Source organism: Mycobacterium helveticum (assembly GCF_007714205.1).
Taxonomy (GTDB): domain Bacteria; phylum Actinomycetota; class Actinomycetes; order Mycobacteriales; family Mycobacteriaceae; genus Mycobacterium; species Mycobacterium helveticum.
Map to the genome: position 1 here is coordinate 18,519 of NZ_VMQU01000045.1, position 20,638 is coordinate 39,156.

At 70.7% G+C, this 20,638-nt stretch carries 20 protein-coding genes and 1 pseudogene; 4 read left to right on the forward strand and 17 right to left on the reverse strand.

The annotated features are described in order from the left end of the window. Positions 1-76 precede the first annotated feature (76 nt). Both fdhD and FPZ47_RS12585 read right to left on the reverse strand, forming a co-directional pair. Complete coding sequence (gene fdhD, locus FPZ47_RS12580) at positions 77-919, reverse strand: formate dehydrogenase accessory sulfurtransferase FdhD (RefSeq protein WP_144951864.1); 843 nt, start codon at positions 917-919, stop codon at positions 77-79. Next, entirely contained in the window at positions 907-3,276 is a 2,370-nt protein-coding gene (locus FPZ47_RS12585) for an FdhF/YdeP family oxidoreductase (RefSeq protein ID WP_144951862.1), read from the reverse strand. Before FPZ47_RS12585 ends, fdhD begins: the two co-directional genes overlap by 13 nt. A gap of 434 nt (positions 3,277-3,710) precedes the next feature. On the opposite strand from FPZ47_RS12585, the gene FPZ47_RS12590 reads away from it, so the two are divergent. After that, positions 3,711-4,463, forward strand: coding sequence for a GAF and ANTAR domain-containing protein (locus FPZ47_RS12590; RefSeq protein WP_144951860.1), 753 nt, complete (start codon positions 3,711-3,713; stop codon positions 4,461-4,463). A 43-nt stretch (positions 4,464-4,506) separates the two neighbouring features. Here the strand turns inward: FPZ47_RS12590 and FPZ47_RS12595 are convergent, their stop codons facing one another. From FPZ47_RS12595 to rplS, 4 genes are read right to left on the reverse strand one after another with little or no spacing between them, the layout of a single operon-like run. Next, positions 4,507-4,812: a DUF2469 domain-containing protein gene (locus FPZ47_RS12595; RefSeq protein ID WP_144951858.1), complete on the reverse strand. Its 306-nt coding sequence runs from the start codon at positions 4,810-4,812 to the stop codon at positions 4,507-4,509. 43 nt (positions 4,813-4,855) lie between these two features. Then, complete coding sequence (locus FPZ47_RS12600) at positions 4,856-5,575, reverse strand: ribonuclease HII (RefSeq protein WP_144951856.1); 720 nt, start codon at positions 5,573-5,575, stop codon at positions 4,856-4,858. 13 nt (positions 5,576-5,588) lie between these two features. Further along, on the reverse strand, positions 5,589-6,464 hold the full coding sequence (gene lepB, locus FPZ47_RS12605; protein ID WP_144951854.1) for a signal peptidase I: 876 nt from the start codon (positions 6,462-6,464) through the stop codon (positions 5,589-5,591). Between the two features lie 57 nt (positions 6,465-6,521). Next, positions 6,522-6,863: a 50S ribosomal protein L19 gene (gene rplS, locus FPZ47_RS12610; RefSeq protein ID WP_144951853.1), complete on the reverse strand. Its 342-nt coding sequence runs from the start codon at positions 6,861-6,863 to the stop codon at positions 6,522-6,524. 248 nt (positions 6,864-7,111) lie between these two features. Here rplS and FPZ47_RS12615 point away from each other — a divergent pair, with 248 nt between their 5' ends. Further along, the gene (locus tag FPZ47_RS12615; protein ID WP_144951852.1) at positions 7,112-8,089 is read left to right on the forward strand and encodes a serine hydrolase; all 978 of its coding nucleotides are present in this window, start codon (positions 7,112-7,114) and stop codon (positions 8,087-8,089) included. Here FPZ47_RS12615 and trmD read toward each other — a convergent pair. The 5 genes from trmD to FPZ47_RS12640 form a co-directional block, all read right to left on the reverse strand. Further along, the gene (gene trmD / locus FPZ47_RS12620) at positions 8,086-8,781 is read right to left on the reverse strand and encodes a tRNA (guanosine(37)-N1)-methyltransferase TrmD (RefSeq protein WP_144951851.1); all 696 of its coding nucleotides are present in this window, start codon (positions 8,779-8,781) and stop codon (positions 8,086-8,088) included. The genes FPZ47_RS12615 and trmD overlap by 4 nt on opposite strands. After that, positions 8,778-9,311, reverse strand: coding sequence for a ribosome maturation factor RimM (rimM, locus tag FPZ47_RS12625; protein WP_144951849.1), 534 nt, complete (start codon positions 9,309-9,311; stop codon positions 8,778-8,780). The genes trmD and rimM overlap by 4 nt, the downstream gene beginning before the upstream one ends. 19 nt (positions 9,312-9,330) lie before the next feature. Continuing rightward, on the reverse strand, positions 9,331-9,573 hold the full coding sequence (locus FPZ47_RS12630; protein ID WP_003878715.1) for an RNA-binding protein: 243 nt from the start codon (positions 9,571-9,573) through the stop codon (positions 9,331-9,333). A 5-nt stretch (positions 9,574-9,578) separates the two neighbouring features. Continuing rightward, positions 9,579-10,091, reverse strand: a complete 513-nt coding sequence (gene rpsP, locus FPZ47_RS12635; protein WP_144951846.1) for a 30S ribosomal protein S16 — start codon at positions 10,089-10,091, stop codon at positions 9,579-9,581. 179 nt (positions 10,092-10,270) lie between these two features. After that, the gene (locus FPZ47_RS12640) at positions 10,271-10,690 is read right to left on the reverse strand and encodes a nuclear transport factor 2 family protein (protein WP_144951844.1); all 420 of its coding nucleotides are present in this window, start codon (positions 10,688-10,690) and stop codon (positions 10,271-10,273) included. A gap of 130 nt (positions 10,691-10,820) precedes the next feature. On the opposite strand from FPZ47_RS12640, the gene FPZ47_RS12645 reads away from it, so the two are divergent. Further along, complete coding sequence (locus tag FPZ47_RS12645; RefSeq protein WP_144951842.1) at positions 10,821-11,696, forward strand: D-alanyl-D-alanine carboxypeptidase family protein; 876 nt, start codon at positions 10,821-10,823, stop codon at positions 11,694-11,696. Position 11,697: 1 nt separating this feature from the next. Here the strand turns inward: FPZ47_RS12645 and FPZ47_RS12650 are convergent. The 4 genes and pseudogenes from FPZ47_RS12650 to ffh form a co-directional block, all read right to left on the reverse strand. Continuing rightward, positions 11,698-12,003: pseudogene (locus FPZ47_RS12650) on the reverse strand (hypothetical protein); the annotation flags it as partial. Positions 12,004-12,054: 51 nt separating this feature from the next. After that, entirely contained in the window at positions 12,055-13,698 is a 1,644-nt protein-coding gene (locus tag FPZ47_RS12655) for a serine/threonine-protein kinase (protein WP_144951840.1), read from the reverse strand. A 9-nt stretch (positions 13,699-13,707) separates the two neighbouring features. Beyond that, positions 13,708-14,820: a metal-dependent hydrolase family protein gene (locus tag FPZ47_RS12660; RefSeq protein ID WP_144951838.1), complete on the reverse strand. Its 1,113-nt coding sequence runs from the start codon at positions 14,818-14,820 to the stop codon at positions 13,708-13,710. Positions 14,821-14,833: 13 nt separating this feature from the next. Further along, positions 14,834-16,417, reverse strand: coding sequence for a signal recognition particle protein (ffh, locus tag FPZ47_RS12665; RefSeq protein ID WP_144951836.1), 1,584 nt, complete (start codon positions 16,415-16,417; stop codon positions 14,834-14,836). Between the two features lie 178 nt (positions 16,418-16,595). On the opposite strand from ffh, the gene FPZ47_RS12670 reads away from it, so the two are divergent. Then, positions 16,596-18,335, forward strand: a complete 1,740-nt coding sequence (locus tag FPZ47_RS12670) for a DEAD/DEAH box helicase (RefSeq protein WP_144951835.1) — start codon at positions 16,596-16,598, stop codon at positions 18,333-18,335. 419 nt (positions 18,336-18,754) lie between these two features. Here FPZ47_RS12670 and FPZ47_RS12675 read toward each other — a convergent pair whose 3' ends face one another. Both FPZ47_RS12675 and FPZ47_RS12680 read right to left on the reverse strand, forming a co-directional pair. Next, positions 18,755-19,372, reverse strand: coding sequence for an ANTAR domain-containing protein (locus FPZ47_RS12675; protein WP_144951833.1), 618 nt, complete (start codon positions 19,370-19,372; stop codon positions 18,755-18,757). 194 nt (positions 19,373-19,566) lie between these two features. Next, positions 19,567-20,370 carry a GAF and ANTAR domain-containing protein gene (locus FPZ47_RS12680; RefSeq protein WP_144951831.1) on the reverse strand — a complete coding sequence of 268 codons (804 nt, stop codon included), beginning with the start codon at positions 20,368-20,370 and terminating at the stop codon, positions 19,567-19,569. Positions 20,371-20,638 lie beyond the last annotated feature (268 nt).

Genomic DNA, 20,638 nt, shown 5'->3' on the forward strand with positions numbered 1-20,638 from the left:
GGCCGGCCGCAAATCGCGGGTCCGACCGCCGGTTATCCCCAGTCGCGTGCGTATCCACAACCGGGTGGGCCGCAGGCTAGGACACGCCCCGGGTGATCCGGTCGGCGCGGGTGTAGACGTTCATCGACTCCCCGCGCAGGAACGCGACGAGGGTGACCCCGGATTCCTCGGCCAGCGAGACCGCCAGCGACGACGGCGCGGACACCGCGGCCAGCACGGGGATCCCGGCCATCACGGCCTTCTGGGTCAGCTCGAAGGACGCGCGCCCGCTGACCAGCAGCACCGACGCCTCCAGCGGCACCCGCTCGCGCTCCAGCGCCCAGCCGATGACCTTGTCGACCGCATTGTGGCGGCCGACGTCCTCGCGTACCACCAGCATCGCGCCGTCCGCTCCGAACAGTGCCGCGGCGTGCAGCCCGCCGGTGCTGTGGAAGACTTTCTGCGCGGCGCGTAGCCGGCGGGGCATGGCCGCCAGCGTGGCCACGGCGACGGTGGCGCCGTCGGCGCCGGGGGCAAACCGGCTGCTCAACCGCACCGCGTCCAGGGACGCCTTGCCGCAGACCCCGCACGACGACGTCGTGTAGAAGTTGCGGGTGACGTCGAGGTCGGGCGGCGCGACGCCGGGCGCCAGCGTCACCTCGAGCACGTTGTAGCTGTTGGCGCCCGCGTCGGCACGGGCGTCGCGGCCGCCGCAGTAACGGATGCTCAGCACGTCCCCGCGGCCCGCGATCACCCCCTCGGTGAGCAGGAACCCCTGCGCGAGTTCGACGTCCGCGCCGGGGGTGCGCATCGTCACCGTGACCGCGGCGCCGTTGACCCGGATTTCCAACGGCTCCTCGACGACCAGGGTGTCCGGCCGGGTGGTCGTTGACTCGGCGGTGAAGCGCGTCACCCGCCGACGCGCCGTTACCCGGCCCACCAGGGCATTTCACGGGCGCCGGGAGCCACCGCGAACGAGGCCGGCTCCACCCTGACGACGATCGCTTTCGATACCGGCGTGTTCGACTTGGCAGCGACGTGATCAAGTGGGACAAGCGGATTCGTTTCCGGATAATATGCCGCGGCATTGCCGGGCGGGGTCGAATAGGAAATCACCTGAAAGTCCTTGGCGCGCCGCTCCTGCAGGCGGCCATCGGCATCGTTCCACTCCGACACCAGGTCGACGCGCTCACCCGCCTTCAGGCCCAGCGCCTCGATGTCGGCCGGGTTCACGAACACCACGCGGCGCCCGCCCTTCACCCCCCGATAGCGATCGTCGAGCCCGTAGATCGTGGTGTTGTACTGGTCGTGACTGCGCAGTGTTTGCAGCACCAGTCGGCCCGGCGGCACCGGCACCCATTGCAGCGGATTGATGGCGAAGTTGGCTTTGCCCGTGCTGGTGTGGAATTCGCGTAAGTCGCGCGGTGGATGCGGAAGCTGGAAACCGTCCGGCCGGCGCACCTTGCGGTTGTAGTCGGTGCAGCCGGGGACCACCGCCGCGATCGCGTCGCGGATGGTGTCGTAGTCATCGGCGAGCCGCTCCCACCGCACCGGATGCTGCTCGCCCAGCAGGGTGCGCGCCAACCGGCAGACGATCTCGACCTCGCTGCGGACTTGGTCGCCCGGCGGATGCAAGCTGCCACGCGAAAGATGCACCATCGACATCGAATCCTCAACCGAGACAACCTGTTTGCGCCCGTTCCGGATGTCGCGGTCCGTACGGCCCAGCGTGGGCAGGATCAGCGCCGTGGCCCCGTGCACGAGGTGGCTGCGGTTGAGTTTGGTCGAAATCTGCACGGTCAGGGCGCAACTGCGCAAAGCCGCCTCGGTGACGGCGCTATCGGGGGCGGCCGACGCGAAATTGCCGCCCATCCCCATGAACACCGTGGCCCGCCCGTCACGCATGGCACGGATCGCCGCGACGGTGTCGTAGCCGGGCCGGCGGGGCGTGGCGATGCCGAATTCACGATCCAGCGCCGCCAGGAACTCCTCGGGCATCTTCTCCCAGATGCCCATCGTACGGTCACCTTGCACGTTGGAGTGTCCGCGCACGGGGCACACGCCTGCGCCCGGGATGCCGATCATGCCGCGCAGCAGCAACAGATTGGTGGCTTCGCCGATGGTGGCGACAGCGTGGCTGTGCTGGGTCAAGCCCATGGCCCAGCAGATGACGGTGCGCTGCGACGCCATCAACATCGCGGCAACACGCTCCAGTTGCGCCCGCTCGACACCGGTGGCGGCGAGAACGGTGCCGATGTCGACGTCGAGGGTGCGGCGACGGTACGCGTCGAATCCCGAACAGCGTTGGTCGACGAATGCCCGATCGACGACGGTGCCCGGGGCGCGCCGGTCGGCCTCCAGCAGCAACCGTCCCAACCCGGCGAACAGCGCCATATCCCCGCCGATGCGGATCTGCACGAACTCGTCGGCCACCGGGATGCCATGCCCGAGAAGCCCGTTCAGCTTCTGCGGGTCCTTGAACCGGATCAAGCCGGCCTCAGGTAGCGGATTTATTGCAATAATCTTGGCGCCGTTGGCCTTTGCCTTCTCCAGCACCGACAGCATGCGCGGGTGGTTGGTGCCCGGGTTTTGCCCTGCGACGACGATCAGGTCGGCATGCTCGACGTCGTCGACGGTGACGGACCCCTTCCCGATGCCGATCGACTCGGTCAGCGCCGAGCCCGACGACTCGTGGCACATGTTCGAGCAGTCGGGCAGGTTGTTCGTGCCGAAGCAGCGGACCATCAGCTGGTAGCAGAACGCGGCCTCGTTGCTGGTGCGGCCCGACGTGTAGAACACCGCCGCATCCGGGTTGTCCAGCGCGTTGAGCTGATCGGCGATCAGCCGGTAGGCGGCGTCCCAGCCGATCGGCCGGTAGTGATCATCGCCGGGCCTCAACACCATCGGGTGGGTGATGCGGCCCTGTTGCGACAGCCAGTATTCGGGCTTTGCCGACAGCTCTGCCACCGAGTGCCGGGCGAAGAATTCCGGCGTGACCGTGCGCCTGGTGGCCTCCTCGGCAACGGCCTTGGCACCGTTCTCGCAAAATTCGGCCAGTTTGCGTCCGCCGTGCTCCTCGGGCCAGGCGCAGCCGGGGCAGTCGAATCCCTTGCGCTGATTCAGCCGGGCCAGCACCGCTCCGGTCCGCAGCGCACCCATCTGCTCCAGGCCGCGCTGCAGGGAGACCAGCACCGCCCGTAGGCCCGCCGCCTCACGTTTACGCGCCGTAACGGTTATCGCGTGCTCGTCGTAGTCGGCGACGACGCCGCGCGCCGCGGCCGCGCGCTTGAAACCCACGGGATCAAACTACCTCGGCCCGCGCACCCCGCGCCGGGCGTAGCGCGTCGGCGTGCGTCACAGCGCCGCCAGGGGCCTCCGCCGAGGAGTGCACGGGCCGCCGGCCCGCCGCCGACTTGGCCTTGCCACCGACGTGCGCCCGACGTGCAGCCATTCCGGCAGCGACGGGACGAACGGCACCCCCGAGATCGCCGCGGACGCCGCGGCCCCGGCGGCACCGCAGCAAGTTACGCCGACTACGGACGAAACTCCCGCCTCCGCGCCGTAGGCTGGCGGCGCGGCGCGCCTCGTCCGCAGCGCCAGCTGCGACCCGGCGACCCGCTGACGGGCCGGCAACTGCAGCGCACGGCAGGTGCGGCGCGTCGCCGGCCGATAACATACGGCCAGGAGGCGGGCCGGATGACGCTCGGACACCGCCGTGAGGGAGGCACAACGTGGTTGAAGACGTGAACACCGACGCCGCCGGCTCGCTGCCCGGGGGCGAGAAGGCCGACCCGGCGACGGTCTTCTCGGCGCTGGCGGAGATCATCTATCAGGGCTCGGACCCCGGTGAGATGTACTCGGCCATCTGCGTCGCCGCGACCCTGACGGTGCGCGGCTGCGACCACGCCAGCCTGATGCTGCTGGAGAACGGCCGTTACGTCACCGTCGGCGCCAGCGACCGGCTGGCATACGCGGTCGACGAACTCGAACGGCGCACCGGCGACGGCCCCTGCATCGACGCCATCGAAGAGGAGACCCCGCAGATCGACACGGACCTCACCACGCCGTCGCTGTGGCCCAAACTGGCGGCCGTCCTGGTCGCGGAGACGCCGGTGCGCGGGGCCATGGGGTTTCGCCTGTTGATCGACAAACGCAAGGCCGCGGCGCTCAACCTGTTCAGCGACACCCCCAACCTGTTCGACGCCGAGTCGGCCGGTGCGGCCGCGGTGCTGGCCTCGTTCGCCAGCGTGGCCATCAACGCCGTGGCCAAGGGGGACGACGCCGCGAGCCTGCGGCGCGGGCTGCTCAGCAACCGCGAGATCGGCAAAGCGGTCGGCATGTTGATGTTGCTGCACGACATGAGCGAAAGCCAGGCATTCGACCTGCTGCGCCGCCATTCGCAGGGCCTCAACATCAAGCTCGCCGACGTGGCGCGGGCGGTCATCGAGCGAAAGGGCCACCTGCCCCTCGACGACGCGGATTAGGCCGGGATCAGGCCGGGATCGTCCCCCATGCCGGTCGGGCCGGCTATTCGGGCAGGCGCAACTCGGGCTTTTCGACCTCTTCGATGTTGACGTCCTTGAAGGTGACGACACGCACCTGCTTGACGAACCGCGCCGGCCGGTACATGTCCCACACCCACGCGTCGGACAGGCGCAGCTCGAAGTACACCTCGCCGTCGGCGTTGTGGGGCACCATCTCCACGCTGTTGGCCAGGTAGAAGCGCCGCTCGGTTTCGACGACGTAGCTGAACTGACCGACGATGTCCTTGTATTCGCGGTACAGCGAGAGCTCCATCTCGGTTTCGTACTTTTCGAGATCCTCTGCACTCATCTGGTCAGAAATCCTTCTCGTTGCGCACTGGTCTCATCTTTCCTCAACGGTATGCGCCCCGGCCGTCCGGAGGGTCCGGATCGCAGTCGGCCACCACCCGGCTCGGCGCGCCGGTCGCCACGCGCCGCACGTTGATGAACGAATGGCGGTGTTCGGGGCACGGGCCGAGCCGGGCCAGCGCCGTGCTGTGCGCGGGCGTGCTGTAGCCCTTGTGGTCGGCGAATCCGTAGCCGGGGTGGGCGGCGTCCAGGGCGACCATCAGCCGGTCGCGGCTGACTTTCGCCAGCACGCTGGCCGCGGCGATGCAGGCCGCGGCAGCGTCGCCACCGACCACCGGCAGCGAGGGCATCGGCAGGCCGGGCACCCGGAAACCGTCGCTCAGCACATAGCCGGGCCGGACCGCCAGACCGGCCACCGCGCGGCGCATGCCCTCGATGTTGGCGACGTGCACGCCGCGCCGGTCCACCTCGGTCGACGGGATGAACACCACGTGGTAGGCCAGCGCGTAACGACGGATCAGGGGAAACAGCCGCTCCCGCACCTTCTCGGTCAGTTTCTTCGAATCATCCAGCTCGGCAAGGCTTTCCAGCCTCCCCGGACCGAGCACACAGGCCGCCACCACCAGCGGGCCCGCGCACGCGCCGCGGCCCACCTCGTCGACCCCGGCCACCGGCCCCAGGCCGCTGCGGTACAGCGCGGACTCCAAGGTCCGCAGACCCCCAGACTTGCGGATCACCGTCCGCGGCGGCCAGGGCCCCCTCATCGCAAAGCCCCGGCTACCGATTCTGCTGCGGGTTCACCGAATCCACGACGCCCCAACGCCCCGGCGGCCACACGATGAACCTGGCCTTGCCGATGACGTTGGAGACCGGCACCGTGCCCGACATCGGATCGCCGGTGCACAGAATGCCCTTCAGCGCGTCGGTCGGGGTGCTCGTGCAGTGGGCGCGCGAGTCCGCCGAGTGCGTCCGGTTGTCGCCCATCACCCACAGGCGCCCCGGGGGCACGGTGACCGGCCCGAACTCGGGGCCCAGGCAGGGGTAGACGGCCGGGTTTGCCATCATGGTGGCCGGGTCCAGATACGGCTCGTAAAGCCGCTTGCCATTGACCGTCAAACCCGTGTCGGCCCGGCACTGCACCGTCTGACCGCCGACCGCGATGACGCGCTTGACCAGGTCGTTCTCGTCGGGAGGTACGAATCCGACGAAGGACAGCGCGTTCTGGGCCCAACGCAGCGCGGTGTTGTCGGAACGGATCGACTTGTATCCGACGTTCCAGGCCGGCGGGCCCTTGAAGACGACGACGTCGCCGGGACGCGGGACGCCGAAGTCGTAGGTCACCTTGTCCACCATGATCCGGTCGCCGACACAGCCGGGGCATCCGTGCAGGGTGGGCTCCATCGACTCCGACGGAATCAGGTAGGGCCGCGCCACGAACGTCAACATGACGTAGTAGAGCACCACCGCGATGACCGCGAGAATCGCGAACTCGCGCGCGGCGGACCGCGTGGTGCGCTTGGGCTCCGCCGCTTCCGGCGCCTCGCCGGTCGCGGCGGCCGCGTCGTCGGCCGCGCCGGGGTCGCGGGTGGACACCTTCGGCTCTGAGGGACCGGCGTCGGGCCGGGGCTCGGGTGAGTCCGTGCTATCGGTCACGAGATCAGCGTAGCCAGCCCGATTTGTGCCCCGGTGAACCGCCGAGCCGGCGCCCGGTCAGCGCTTCTCCTTGATCTTGGCCTTCTTGCCGCGGAGCTCACGCAAGTAGTACAGCTTGGCGCGGCGGACATCGCCTCGCGTCACCACCTCGATGTGGTCGATGTTCGGCGAATGCACCGGAAACGTGCGCTCGACGCCGACGCCGTAGCTCTCCTTGCGCACGGTGAAGGTCTCGCTGACGCCCCCGCCCTGCCGGCGGATGACCACACCCTTGAACACCTGGATGCGCTCCTTGGCGCCTTCGATGACCTTGACGTGCACGTTGATGGTGTCGCCCGGGCCGAAGGCCGGGATGTCGTCGCGTAGCGACGCCTGGTCGACGAAGTCCAGCCTGTTCATGCGAAAAGACACTTCCTTGCAGTCGCGGCTCACGGTGGCCCGCACGCGGGCGCGCGGCGGTCACCGAGCCGATGGGTTTTCCAGCGTTCCAATTCGTCTCGCAGCAGGCGGGAAGCGGCCCGGCCGACCGACGACCGCCGGAGACAACTGGTCAATTGTGCCAGACGCCGTCCATGCAGTGAAAATCACACGGAATCACCGTGCCGCGCGACGGGCCAACGGCGCAGGTCAGTGGTAGATATGACGGAATGCGCAGACGATCCCTGACGCTGCCGACCGCCATCGCCGCGGTCGCGTTGGTGGTCGCCGCGGCCTGCGTGGGCCAGTTGCGGGCGCAGGTGCAGGCGAAGGTGTTCGACGCCCCCCTGCATCCCGCGTCCAAACCGGTTTCGTCCCCGTCGCCGCAGCAGGTCGCCGGTCTGTTCACGGAGGCCGTCGCGCCGCCCCCACCGCAGCGGGCGCTGCCCACCAGCGCCGACTTCGGCCTGCTGCAGGCACGCGTGCAGCTGGCCACCGACGACGCCGCCGCCGCCGGCGCCACGCTGTCGGTCGCCGTCCTGGATCGCGCCACCAACCGGCTGGTCTCCAACGGCAACGGCCAGATCGCGGGGACGGCATCGGTGGCCAAGCTCTTCATCGCCGACGACCTGCTGCTGCGGGAAGCCGCGGGCGGGACCGCGCTGAGCACCGACGACCGCCAGGCCGTGGACCTGATGCTGCAGTCCTCCGACGACGGCGCGGCCGAGCGGTTCTGGGGTCAGGACGGGGGCAACGCCATCATCACCGAGGTCGCGAGCCGGTACGGGCTGGCGTCGACCACGCCGCCGCCCGACGGGCGCTGGTGGAACACGATCAGCTCGGTGACCGACCTGATCCGCTACTACGAGAAGCTGCTCGACGGGTCCGGCGGGCTGCCCGCCGAACGGGCGAAGATCATCGTCGACGACCTGGACCGGTCCACGCCCAACGGCGTCGACGGCTACCCGCAGCGGTTCGGCATCCCGGAGGGCCTCTACGCCGAACCGGTGGCCGTCAAGCAGGGCTGGATGTGCTGCATCGGCAGCGACTGGATGCACCTGTCGACCGGGCTGGTCGGCGCCGACCACCGCTACATCATGGTGGTCCAGTCGCTGCAGCCCTCCGACGACGCCACCGCCCGCGACACGATCACCCGGGCGGTCAAGACGATGTTCCCCGACGGCCGCATCGGCCCCGCGCTCGACTAGACGCCGGGCGGGCACAGGTCGGGGCGGCGTTCCCGGGTGCGCCGCAGGGAGACCTCCCGGCGCCAGGCGGCAACCCGGGCGTGGTCCCCGGACAGCAGCACGTCGGGGACGTCGAGTCCCCGCCAGCTGGGCGGACGGGTGTACCCGGGCCCCTCCAGCAGCCGGTCCAGGCCGGGCGAGTGCGAGTCGTCGCGATGCGACGCGGGGTTGCCCAGGACGCCGGCCAAAAGCCGCAGCACCGCCTCGATCATCACGACCGCCGCCGATTCCCCGCCCGGCAGCACGTAGTCGCCGATCGAGACCTCCTCGACCCGCATCCGGCGGGCGGCGTCCTCGATGACCCGCTGGTCGATGCCCTCGTAGCGGCCGCAGGCGAACACCAGGTGCGCCTCGGCGCTCCAGCGCTGGGCCGTGGCCTGCGTGAACAGCGCACCGGCGGGAGTGGGCACGACCAACAGCGTCTCCCCGGAACAGATCTCGTCCAGCGCCTCGCCCCACACCGGCGCCTTCATCACCATCCCGGGACCCCCGCCGTAGGGCGCGTCGTCGACCGAGTGATGCACGTCGTGCGTCCAGCGCCGCAGGTCGTGCACGCGCAGGTCGACCACGCCCGACTCGATCGCCTTGCCCGGCAACGACTGCCGCAGCGGGTCCAGGCAGGCCGGGAAGATCGTGACGACGTCGATCCTCATGCCAGATCCAGGAGACCCTCGGGCGGATCGATCTCGATGACGCCGTCCCGCAACGACACCGACGTGACGATCGCGCCGACGAACGGCACCAGCACCTCCCCGCCGTCAGGCCGCCGCACGGACAGCAACTCGCCGGCCGCGGTGTGCAGCACCTCGGCGACCACGCCGACGTCGGCGCCCGCCCTCGTGCGCACCCGCAGGCCCTCGAGCTGGTGGTCGTAGTAGGTGTCCGGCTCCTCGATGGGGTCGATCGGCGGCAGGTCGGCGGAGTCGACGACGAACAACCTCCCCCGCAACGCGTCGGCGGCGTCCCGGTCGCCGACCCCGGCCAACCGCACCAGCAGGCGCCCGCCGTGCTCGCGCGCGCTGTCGACGACGTAACTGCGCTCCGGCCCACCGCCGCGGACGTCCCTGGCCCGCAGTGCGGCGCCCGGCGCGAAACGGGCGGCGGGGTCGTCGGTGCGAATCTCGACGACCACCTCGCCGCCGACGCCGTGCGCTTTCACCACGCGCCCGACGGTCAACTCCAAGGGAGTTCCATCAGCGGTGCTACTGGTCGGTGTCCACGACGTCGACGCGGATGCCCCGCCCGCCGATGCCGGCGACCAGCGTGCGCAGGGCGGTCGCGGTGCGTCCGCCGCGACCGATCACCTTGCCCAGGTCGTCGGGATGGACGTGGACCTCGACAGTGCGCCCGCGCCGGCTGGTCACCATGTCCACCCGGACGTCGTCGGGGTTGTCGACGATGCCGCGGACCAGGTGCTCGACCGCGTCGACGACGACCGTGCTCACGCCGGTCAGCTTTCCGCGGCGGGCTGGGCCGGCCCGGGCTGCTCGCCGCCCTCGTTGCCGGCTTCCGCGGGCGCCTCGGCCGGTCCATCACCGGCGGCCTCGGCCTTGCCCGCCTTCTTGGCCCCTGACGTCGACGCCTTCTTCTTCGGCTTGGCGGCCTCGGTGGTGGGACCGCCCTCGGCCTCGGCCAGCGCGGCGTTGAACAGCTCGAGCTTGCTGGGCTTGGGTGGCTTGACCTTCAGCGTGCCCTCGACGCCCGGGAGACCCTTGAACTTCTGCCAGTCGCCGGTGATCTTCAGCAGCTTGAGGACCGGTTCGGTGGGCTGGGCACCCACGGACAGCCAGTACTGGGCGCGCTCGGAGTCGACCTCGATCAGGCTCGGCTCCTCCTTGGGGTGGTAGCGGCCGATGACCTCGATCGAACGGCCGTCGCGCCGCGTGCGGGCGTCGGCGACGGCGATGCGGTACTGGGGGTTGCGGATCTTGCCGAGCCGGGTGAGCTTGATCTTGACAGCCATGTGTTACGCGCTCCTGTAGATGTCACGCTGCAATTCGGCGATCGGGGCGGGTTGCCCGGATCCGGTTTTGCCTCGCGTGTGTGACCCGCGCGCGAACACCCGGTCGAGGTGGGTCGCACGAGGGACAGCCGCCCATTGTGCCAGAGCCGGAGCCGCGACCGGAAATTCGCCCGACCGGCTCACATCACCTTCTGGAAGACCTTCGTCTCGACCCGCCGCGTCATCCGCCAGCCCTCGGGGGTGCGGGTGAACTCGTCGTCGTACCAGAGCCCGCAGAACAGCACCTGGTCGCTCTCGCCGCCCAGCACCATGGGGTTGAAGCAGATCACCCGCGACGACGCGCTGTCACCGTCGATGCGGACCGAGAAGTTGCCGAGCATGTGGGCGTACACCGGGAAGTTCGGCAACACCTCCGACAGCCACTTCTTGACCTCGGGATAGTGGCCGTCGATACCGCCCAGCGCCCGGTAGTCGATGTAGGCGTCCGGGGTGAACACGTGATCCAGGTCGTCGAACCGGCGCCGGTCGATTGCGGTGGAATAGTCCACCAGAAGTTGTTGGATCTCGAGGCGGTCGGAGATTTCGGCCAGGCTCAGCATGCATCGGAGAGTACTGAAGATGCGCGCTGCGCATTGGCGGTCGGGCCCGAAAGCTACGGGTCCGAAAGCTACGGGTCCGAACTACGGGTCCGAAAGCTACTACGGGGTCCGAAAGCTACACTGTGCGCCCATGCGCAAGCTCATGGCCGCGCTCACCGCGGCGCTCGCGGTCGGTGCCGGCGGGCTCGGCGCCCCGGCGTCCCGGGCCGACAGCATGCAGCCGGTCGGCTCGGTGCCGATTCCCGACGGACCCGCCCGGACCTGGATCGTGGCCGACCTCGACAGCGGTGAGGTGCTCGCCGGCCGCGACCAGGACGTGCAGCACCCGCCCGCGAGCACCATCAAGGTGCTGCTGGCGCTGGTGGCCCTCGACCAGGTGGGCCTGGACTCGACCGTGGTCGCCGATGCCGCCGACGCCGACGTCGAATGCAGCTGCGTGGGCATCAAGCCGGGCCGCAGCTACACCGCGCGCCAGCTGCTCGACGCGATCCTGCTGGTGTCGGGCAACGACGCGGCCAACACGCTGGCGCACCTGATGGGCGGCCCCGAGGCCACCGTCGCCGCGATGAACGCCAAGGCCGCGTCCCTGGGTGCGACGAGCACGCATGCAACGACGCCGTCGGGCCTGGACGGGCCCGGCGGGTCCGGCGCGTCGACCGCGCACGACCTGGCCGTCCTCTTCCGCGCCGCCCTGGCCAACCCGGTGTTCGCCCAGATCACCGCCGAGCCGTCGGCGATGTTCCCCGGCGATCACGGCGAGCACCCGATCGTCAACCGCGACGAGCTGCTGCAGCGCTACCCCGGGGCGATCGGCGGCAAGACGGGCTTCACCAACGCGGCCCGCAAGACCTTCGTCGGCGCGGCCGCGCGCGGTGGACGGCGGCTGGTGATCGCGATGATGTACGGGCTGGTCCACGAGGGCGGCCCGACGTACTGGGATCAGGCCGCCAACCTGCTGGACTGGGGTTTCGCGCTCAACCCGGAGACGGGTATCGGGTCGCTCTAGCACCGCGAGCAGGCACCGCCTCCTCGTGGTAGCCGTCGACCGACTCGTCCAGGCCGTCCGGGTCGATCACCGCGAAATCCGCCCGGTCGCCTTCGCGCAGCGTGCCCGCGTCGATGCCGAACCACTCCGCCGGCTCGCCGGTGAGGCGGTGCACCGCGCGCAGGGTGGACAGGAACGGCGCGCCGGCCCGCTCGGCGTCCCGGGTGCGCTTGAGCAGCCGCAGCGCGAAGTTGGAGAAGGCCATGTTGCGCAGGTGCGCCCCGGCGTCGGAGAACCCCAGGTGGATGCTGGGGTCGGCGGCGAGCTTGCCGCGCAGGTGGCCGCGCCGCGCGGGACGTTGCGGGCGGGGTTGGGGCGTTCAGGGATGGGGCGTGCCCGAGGGCACCGGCTCTACACCGGCCGGGTCCGGCACCGTCACCCCCGGCGGCACCCCGCCGTGCGGGCTGGCCACCGCGGGGATGCGGATGACCGCCGACCGCTGGCCGCACTCGTTGGTCTGCACGGTCAGGGTCTCCTCGCCGGAGAAGTCGCCGCGGGACTGTGGTTGCAGGGTGAGCACCAGCGTCGCGGTCTGCTTCTGGCGCAATCCGTCCGAGCCGATGCACGGGAACCGGACGTCGACCGGCGAGGACTGCCACCGGCCGTCCCCGTACGCCAGGAACAGCGGCGCACCGGGCGAAAGCGCGCGCAGGTGCCGGGCGTCGTCGAGCCGGGTGGCGGTGGCGGTGCAGGACTGCGGTTCGCACGACGAGCGGAAGGCCCACCAGGTGGTCACGTCCGGGGGTTGCGGGTCGGCGACGTAGTTGTAGGTCTGCTTCGTGCGTTCGACGTCGAGGCTGTACGTGCCGTCCAGCGGGACCGGCGGCGCGGCGGTCCGGGTGCCACCGGCCGCGGCCGACGGGGACGGTGTGCGGCCGACGCCCTGACCCGGGGCAGGTTGGGTCTTGCGCCCGACCACCAGGCCCAGCGCGACCAGTCCGGCGACCAGCGCCACCGCCACGACCCGCAGCACGGCCTTGCGCAACCCGCGCCGCGCCGGCACCGTCGACGTGGCGCGGGCGGGCGACGTGGCCGGCGGGTCCCCGCCGGAGAAGCCGGCCGGTCGCCCACCCCACGCCCCTGCCACCGGCCTGGCACCGCCCGCGGCGTCGGCCGCCGGCACGCCGCCGGATGCGTCGTCGGACTCGGGCCAGGCGTGCGCGGGATAGTCGGCGACCAGCACCGCTTCGGGTCCGCGGTCGCCGGGGCCGAGGCCCGCTTGCTCGTTGGCCGCGTCGGCGAAATCGGTGCACCGCGCGAACCGGTCGGCGGCCCGTACGGCAAGCGCCCTGGCGAACACCCCGTCGAGGCGGGCCAGTTCCGGGCGCTGGTCGCTGAGCCGCGGCGGCGCGCCGGCGGCCAGGGGCGCACCGGTCAGCAGGTGAAACGCCGTGGCCGCCAGCGCGTACTGGTCGGCGCGCCCGTCGATGTCGGAGCCCGGCAGCTGCTCGGGCGCCGCGTAGGCCGACGGTCCGGCGATGCCGAAGTCGGACAACAGGATTCGTGGTTCACCCTCGTCGCGGCCGGTCAAAAAGACGTTGGCCGGCTTGACGTTGCGGTGCAACAGGCCGCGCTGGTGCGCGTAGTCGAGCGCCTCGGCGAGGGCGTTGACCACGGCGAGCGCCTCACCGACCGGGGACACCGCGGGAAACCGGCCGGCCATCAGCTGCGCGGCGTTGATGCCGTCCACGTAGTCCATCGCGACCCACAGCTGTCCCTCGAACTCGGCGCGGTCGTTCACCCGCACGATGTGCGGGTGATACAGGCCCGAGGCGGTCGGGGTCTCGGCGTGGAACCGGCGGCGGAATTCGCCGTCCCGTGACAACTCCGGCGACAGCACCTTCAGCGCCTGCCAGCGTGACGACCGCGGATCCTGGGCGAGGTACACCGTGCCGGTCGCCCCGGAACCCAGCCTCCGAGCCACGAGGTATCCGGCAAATGTCGCGCCGCTGAGCAACGCCATCTCCAGACCCTATTCCCTCGCCGGACGCGACGCGCGCCCGGCCGCCGCGTCAACTCCGGCACGAAACACGTTGCCGCGCAGGATCACCAGCTCCGGCGCGGCGAGCACGTCGGGCCCCAGCCGGGGGTCTTGCGAGTAGCACAGCAGGTCGGCGGGCGCCCCGTGCCCGAGGCCGGGCCTGCCCAGCCAGCGGCGGGCCTGCCAGCATGCCGCGCCTAGCGCCTCGGTCGGGCTCATGCCGATGCGCGTGAGCGCCTCGACCTCGTCGCCGATCCGGCCGTGAGCGACCATGCCGCCCGCGTCGGTGCCCGCGTACACCGGCACCCCGGCCTCCCGCGCCGCGGCGATCCGCTGGTAGCCGCGGGCATACAGGTCGCGCATGTGCGCGGCGTAGGTCGGGTACCGCGTCGCGGCATCGGCGATGCCGGGGAAGTTCTCGAGGTTGATCAGCGTGGGCACCAGCGCCGTGCCGCGCTCGAGCATCAGGGCGATGTTGTCGTCGGTGAGGCCGGTGCCGTGCTCGATGCAGTCGATGCCGGCATTGATCAGGCCCGGCAGCGCGTCCTCGCTGAAGACGTGCGCGGTGACGCGGGCGCCGTTCTCGTGCGCGGCGTCGATCGCGGCCTTGAGCACGCCGTCGGACCACAGCGGCGCGAGATCGCCGCTGCCGCGGTCGATCCAGTCGCCGACCAGCTTGATCCAGCCGCCGCCGCGCCCGGCCTCCGCGGCGACCGCCGCCGGCAGCTGCGACTCGTCCTCGAGTTCGACGGCGAAGCCGGCGATGTAGCGCTTGGGCCGGGCCAGATGCCTGCCGGCCCTGATGATGCGGGGCAGGTCGGCGCGGTCGTCGAGGCTGCGGGTGTCGGTGGGCGAACCGCAGTCGCGCAACAGCAGCGCCCCGGCCCCGCGTTCGATCTCGGCCTGCGCGATCGCCTCGTCGAGCGGGATCTCGCCGTGCTTGCCGAGCCCGATGTGGCAGTGCGCGTCCACCAGCCCGGGCAGAATCCAGCCGCCGTCAAAGACGGTGTCAGCCCCGGCGACCGGTTCGGTGCTGATCCGGCCGTCGACGACCCACAGTTCGACCTCGGCCTCCTCGGGCAGCCCCCGGCCTCGCACGCGCATGCGCACGCTACGGCTACTTTCTTCCCGGGTTGCCCGGGAACTTCAGCTTGGACAGGTCGAAGTCGGCCAGTCCGGGCGGCAGCTCGTTGAGGCCGTCGGGCAGCTGCGACAGATCCGGGAATCCGGCCGGCATGCCCGGCATGCCCGCCCCGAACGGGCTCGTCGCCTTGGGCGGCGTGGGGCCGCGCGCCCCCTTCTTGCCCTTCTTGCCGGCCTTGCCCTTAGCGCCCTTGGCCTTGCGCGTCGCCGACTTGCGCCCCAGGCCCGGCATGCCCATGCCGCCGAGCATGGACGACATCATCTTGCGGGCCTCGAAGAAGCGGTCGACGAGCTGGTTGACCTCGGAGACCGTCACGCCCGAGCCGTTGGCGATGCGCAACCGCCGGGAGGCGTTGATGATCTTCGGCTCCGCCCGCTCCTGCGGCGTCATCCCGCGGATGATGGCCTGCAACCGGTCGAGTTGCTTGTCGTCGACGGCGGCCAGGGCGTCTTTCATCTGGCCGGCGCCGGGCAGCATGCCCAGCAGGTTGCCGATCGGACCCATCTTGCGGATCGCCAGCATCTGTTCCAGGAAGTCCTCCAGCGTCAGCTCGCCGGTGCCGATCTTGGCGGCGGCCGCCTCGGCCTGCTCGGCGTCGAAGACCTGTTCGGCCTGTTCGATCAGGCTCAGCATGTCGCCCATGCCCAGGATGCGGCCGGCCATCCGGTCGGGGTGGAAGACCTCGAAGTCCTCGAGCTTCTCGCCGGTGGAGGCGAAGAGGATCGGCACCCCGGTCACCTCGCGGACCGACAACGCGGCACCACCACGGGCGTCGCCGTCGAGCTTGGTCAGCACCACGCCGGTGAAACCGACACCCTCGCGGAACGCCTCGGCCGTGGTGACGGCGTCCTGCCCGACCATCGCGTCCAGGACGAACAGCACCTCGTCGGGGTCGACGGCGGTGCGGATGGCCGCGGCCTGGGCCATCAGCTCGTCGTCGATGCCCAACCGTCCCGCGGTGTCGACGATGACGACGTCGAAGTGCTTGGCGCGGGCCTCGGCGAGACCGGCGGCCGCGACGGCGACGGGGTCGGGGGGGCCGGCGTCGGGATCCGGCGATCCGGCACCCGGGTGCGGCGCGAACACCGGCACCCCGGCCCGCTGTCCGACGACTTGGAGCTGGTTCACCGCGGCCGGGCGCTGCAGGTCGCAGGCCACCAGCAGCGGCGTGTGACCCTGGCCGCGCAGCCAGGCCGCGAGCTTGCCGGCCAGCGTCGTCTTGCCGGCGCCCTGCAGGCCGGCGAGCATCACGACGGTCGGCGGCGTCTTGGCGTAGGCCAGCTGGCGGGTCTGGCCGCCGAGGATGCCGACGAGTTCGTCGTTGACGATCTTGACGACCTGCTGCGCCGGGTTCAGGGCGCCGGACACCTCGGCGCCCCGGGCGCGCTCCTTGATCCTGTTGACGAACGCCCGCACCACGGGCAGCGAGACGTCGGCCTCCAGCAGCGCGAGCCGGATTTCGCGGGTGGTGGCCTCGATGTCGGCGTCGGTCAGTCGACCCTTGCCGCGCAGTCCCGCCAGCGCACCGGTCAACCGGTCAGACAGCGATTCAAACACCCGACCAGCCTAGTGGCATCGCAAGCGCGGCGATGCCGGGCGCGGCGGGTGCGACGCGCGACGCCGCGACACATCACCGGCCCGAGTCGTTGCCGCGGCGAAAAGCCTTGCCGTGCTAGATTTCACGTCCGCCAATCAACCAGGCCGGCCGCATCGGATAACGGGACTACGGGGGGAAATGTCGTTGCAACCGGTCAGCACGGAACCGCGCGCCGCGACCGGGCACGATCCCGGTCGGCCGTTACGGGGCTGGCAACGCAGGGCGCTGGTGAAATACCTGACCGGTCAGCCGCGCGATTTCCTGGCCGTGGCGACCCCCGGATCGGGCAAGACGACATTCGCCTTGCGGGTGGCGGCCGAACTGCTGGCCCAGCGCGCCGTCGACCAGATCACCGTCGTGGTACCCACCGAGCACCTCAAGGTCCAGTGGGCGCGGGCCGCAGGGCTGCACGGCCTCGCCCTGGACCCGAGGTTCTCCAACACCAGCCCGGTGACCTCGCCGGAGTATCACGGCGTGACCGTGACCTACGCCCAGGTCGCCGCGCACCCGACCCTGCACCGGGTGCGCACCGAACAGCGCAAGACGCTGGTCGTCTTCGACGAGATCCATCACGGCGGTGACGCCAAGACCTGGGGCGACGCGATCCGCGAAGCCTTCGGCGACGCGACCCGGCGGCTGGCGCTGACGGGGACGCCGTTCCGCAGCGACGACAGCCCCATCCCGTTCGTCGACTACGAAGCCGGCTCCGACGGGGTGCTGCGCTCGCGGGCCGACCACACCTACGGCTATGCCGAGGCGCTCGGCGACGGGGTGGTCCGGCCGGTGGTGTTCCTCGCCTACTCCGGGGAGGCGCGCTGGCGCGACAGCGCCGGCGAGGAGCACGCGGCGCGGCTGGGCGAGCCGCTGTCGGCCGAGCAGACGGCGCGGGCCTGGCGCACGGCGCTGGACCCCGCCGGCGAATGGATGCCCGCGGTGATCGCGGCGGCCGATCAGCGGCTGCGTCAGCTGCGCACGCACGTGCCCGACGCCGGCGGCATGATCATCGCCTCCGACCGGACCGCGGCCCGCGCCTACGCGGCGTTGCTGGAGAGGATGACCTCCGAGCGGCCCACGGTCGTGCTGTCCGACGACCCCGGATCGTCGGGGCGCATCACCGAGTTCGCCGAGAGCACGGGCGGGTGGCTGGTCGCGGTGCGCATGGTCTCCGAGGGTGTCGACGTGCCCCGGCTGGCGGTGGGCATCTACGCCACCAGCGCCTCGACACCGCTGTTCTTCGCGCAGGCAATCGGCAGGTTCGTGCGGTCGCGGCGGCCCGGGGAAACGGCCAGCATCTTCCTGCCGTCGGTGCCCAACCTGCTGCAACTGGCCAGCGAGCTGGAGGCCCAGCGCAACCACGTGCTCGGCCAGCCGCACCGCCCGGACGAGGACCCGCTCGACGGTGACCCCGCCACCCGCACCCAGACCGAGAAAAGCGACGAGGACCGCGGCTTCACCTCCCTGGGCGCCGACGCCGAACTCGACCAGGTCATCTTCGACGGGTCGTCGTTCGGCACCGCCACCCCCGCCGGCAGCGACGAGGAGGCCGACTACCTGGGCATCCCCGGGCTGCTCGACGCCGACCAGATGCGCGCCCTGCTGCACCAACGCCAGGACGAGCAACTCCAGAAGCGGGCCCGGCTCCAGCAGGACGCCGCGCACGCCGCGCCGGTGCCGTCGATGCACGGGGAGCTCCGCGAACTGCGCCGCGAGCTCAACACGCTGGTGTCGCTGACCCATCACCGCACCGGCAAGCCGCACGGCTGGATCCACAACGAGCTGCGCCGCCGCTGCGGCGGGCCGCCGATCGCAGCTGCCACCCGCGACCAGCTCCAGGCGCGCATCGTCGCGCTGCGGCAGATGAACTCGGAACTGGCGTGAGCGCTCGCCAGTGTCCCCCGGAGCTGGTGCTCACCGATGAAGAGCGAGACCGGCTGGTTCGGTGGTCACGGCGGGCGAAGTCGTCGCAGGGGACACTGGTCTCTCTTTGGATGTCCGGGAGGAAGATTGCCGGGGCCAGTGTTGGAGGGCGTCATTTAGCTTCGCGCCCAACCGGTTTGGCGCTGTCCGGCCCGCTCGGCGCTTCGGTGCCAGGCGGGTATTCCCGCGGTATCACCGACACGGTTGTTTCTCGCTCGCTTGTTTCTCGCCCGGTCGCCGGCGAAGTGGCCGACAGACCGACGGGCGCGGGCTCGGGTGAAGGTGAACGCGGAGTTGGGCGACCCTCCGAATTCCGGCTAACGAGGGAATGAGCGACTTGTGCACGCCGTCTCGGCAGCCCGCCGCGCCGCCGTGCGCGGTTAGCCGATGTTGGGTTTCTGTTCGGCGTGCCCGGTGTCGGCCGGGTCCTCGCCGGGGGGCGTGTCGAGGATCAATTGGGCCGCGGTGTGTCGATCGATGCCCGTGCCGCCCGCCCGGGTGTTCAGTTCTCGATCGGCTTGTCCCGGGGTGTAGCCGCGGCCGATGAGGACACCGATCGCCTGATTGATGACCGACGCCGTGCGCAGATATGTCCCCGTGCCCGATCCGGCGGGGAGGCTGAGATGCTGATCGAGTACGAAGTCGCTGGGCGGGCGGCCGGTGAGCCACGCCAGGTCTGCGGCGAGGTCGACGAACGTTCCCGGCGTGCCCGCGTAGAGGATCAGCGCAACCAATGGTGCCGCGCGGCCGTCACCGATACCGGGCAGCGTCAGCCGAAGCGAGGTGCGAACATTCTCGGCCGCGCCGTCCTCAAGGGTGGTGAACGTCAACGGCGGATCACTGCCGTCGACGGTCACGCTCAGCCCGAGATAGCTGGGCACGGCCGCCTGGGCGTCGACACCCAATTGGTGCAGACTGTGCAGCACATCGGCGCCGGGCTCATCCAGGGCGGCGGTGAGGATGCCCAAATCGGCGGCCAGGGCCGCACCGATCTCCATGACAGGACTGCTCCGCTGGACGCTCCCGAGCGCCGATCGAGCCTGCCGGTGCCGAACGGGCGAGTCGCCCTGCCCGGTGGGGAAGCCGCGACGCGAGCCAGGACCCGTCGCGCTTGCTGTTTCCCCGCCATCCAACCTACGCGCGTCCCACCGCGCAGCGACGGTTCGGCCGGGTATCGAATGGCGGTTCGGGCTCAGGTCGGGTCGCGTCGGGCGCGGGCGCGGCGCGCGGCTTCATCGACAATGTGTTGGGCCACGTCGGCCAATTTGCGGTGTTCGGCCTGGCTGATCGCCCGCAGCTGAGTGAACGCCTCCTCGGCGCTGCGCCCGCTACGTCCCCGGATCAGGCCGATCGCCTGATCGATCACCGGGCGCGTCGACAACGCCGTCTGCAACTGGGCGGCCAGCGCCAACGCATGCGCGAGGACCTGGGCGTTGTGCACCGCCACCGCCGCGGGCTTGGCGAACAACTCCCCCAGTTCGGCGGCGTGCTCATCGAAGACGTCTTTGCCGTGGGCGTAGACATTGATCGCCCCGATCGCCTGGCCCGACAGCAGCAGCGGCAGCGACAACGCACTGTGCACGCCCAGGCGGCCCACCCGGGGGCCGAACCGCGGCCACATCTTTTCCCCGCCCAACGACCCGGACCGCACCGTGCGCCGCTCCAGCGCCGCGGTGATGCACGGACCCTCCTTGAGAGTCACGTACTGGATCTCGTCGATCTCGGCGACAAACGGCGCACTGGCGGCCAACGCTTCCACCAGGTTTTCCACCCGGTCGACCCGCAACAAGGCCACCCCGGCACCGTCGGCGCCCGGGATCGCGCGCACCGCAAACGTCGACACCGCAGCCAGCAACTCAGACAACCCCAGACTGCCGGCCACCAAACCCGCCAGCTCGTCGATCCCGGCCCGCAAGTCAGCGGCATCGGCACTGGCTTGCTGCGCGCTCAGCGACCCCGACGGTAACCCGTCGGCGTCCTCGGTCAGCTCCGTCATCCCTTCGCTCAGTATCCCTGGGCTCAGTATCCCTGGGCTCAGTATCCCTGGGCTCAATCGTCTTGGCGCAACCGTCACGAGATGGTTGCCGGAACAAGAATAGCGTCGCAGGCACCAAGACCCACACCGTCGCGCGCCGGAAACCGGCCAGGCCAGCAACCGGACCAGACACCTGCTGGGCTCGAACGAGTCAAACCCCGGCAGCCGGTCGGTCTTGTCAACGTCGTCGTTGTTTCGATCTCCGCGCGCGCGAACACCTACCGCCTCG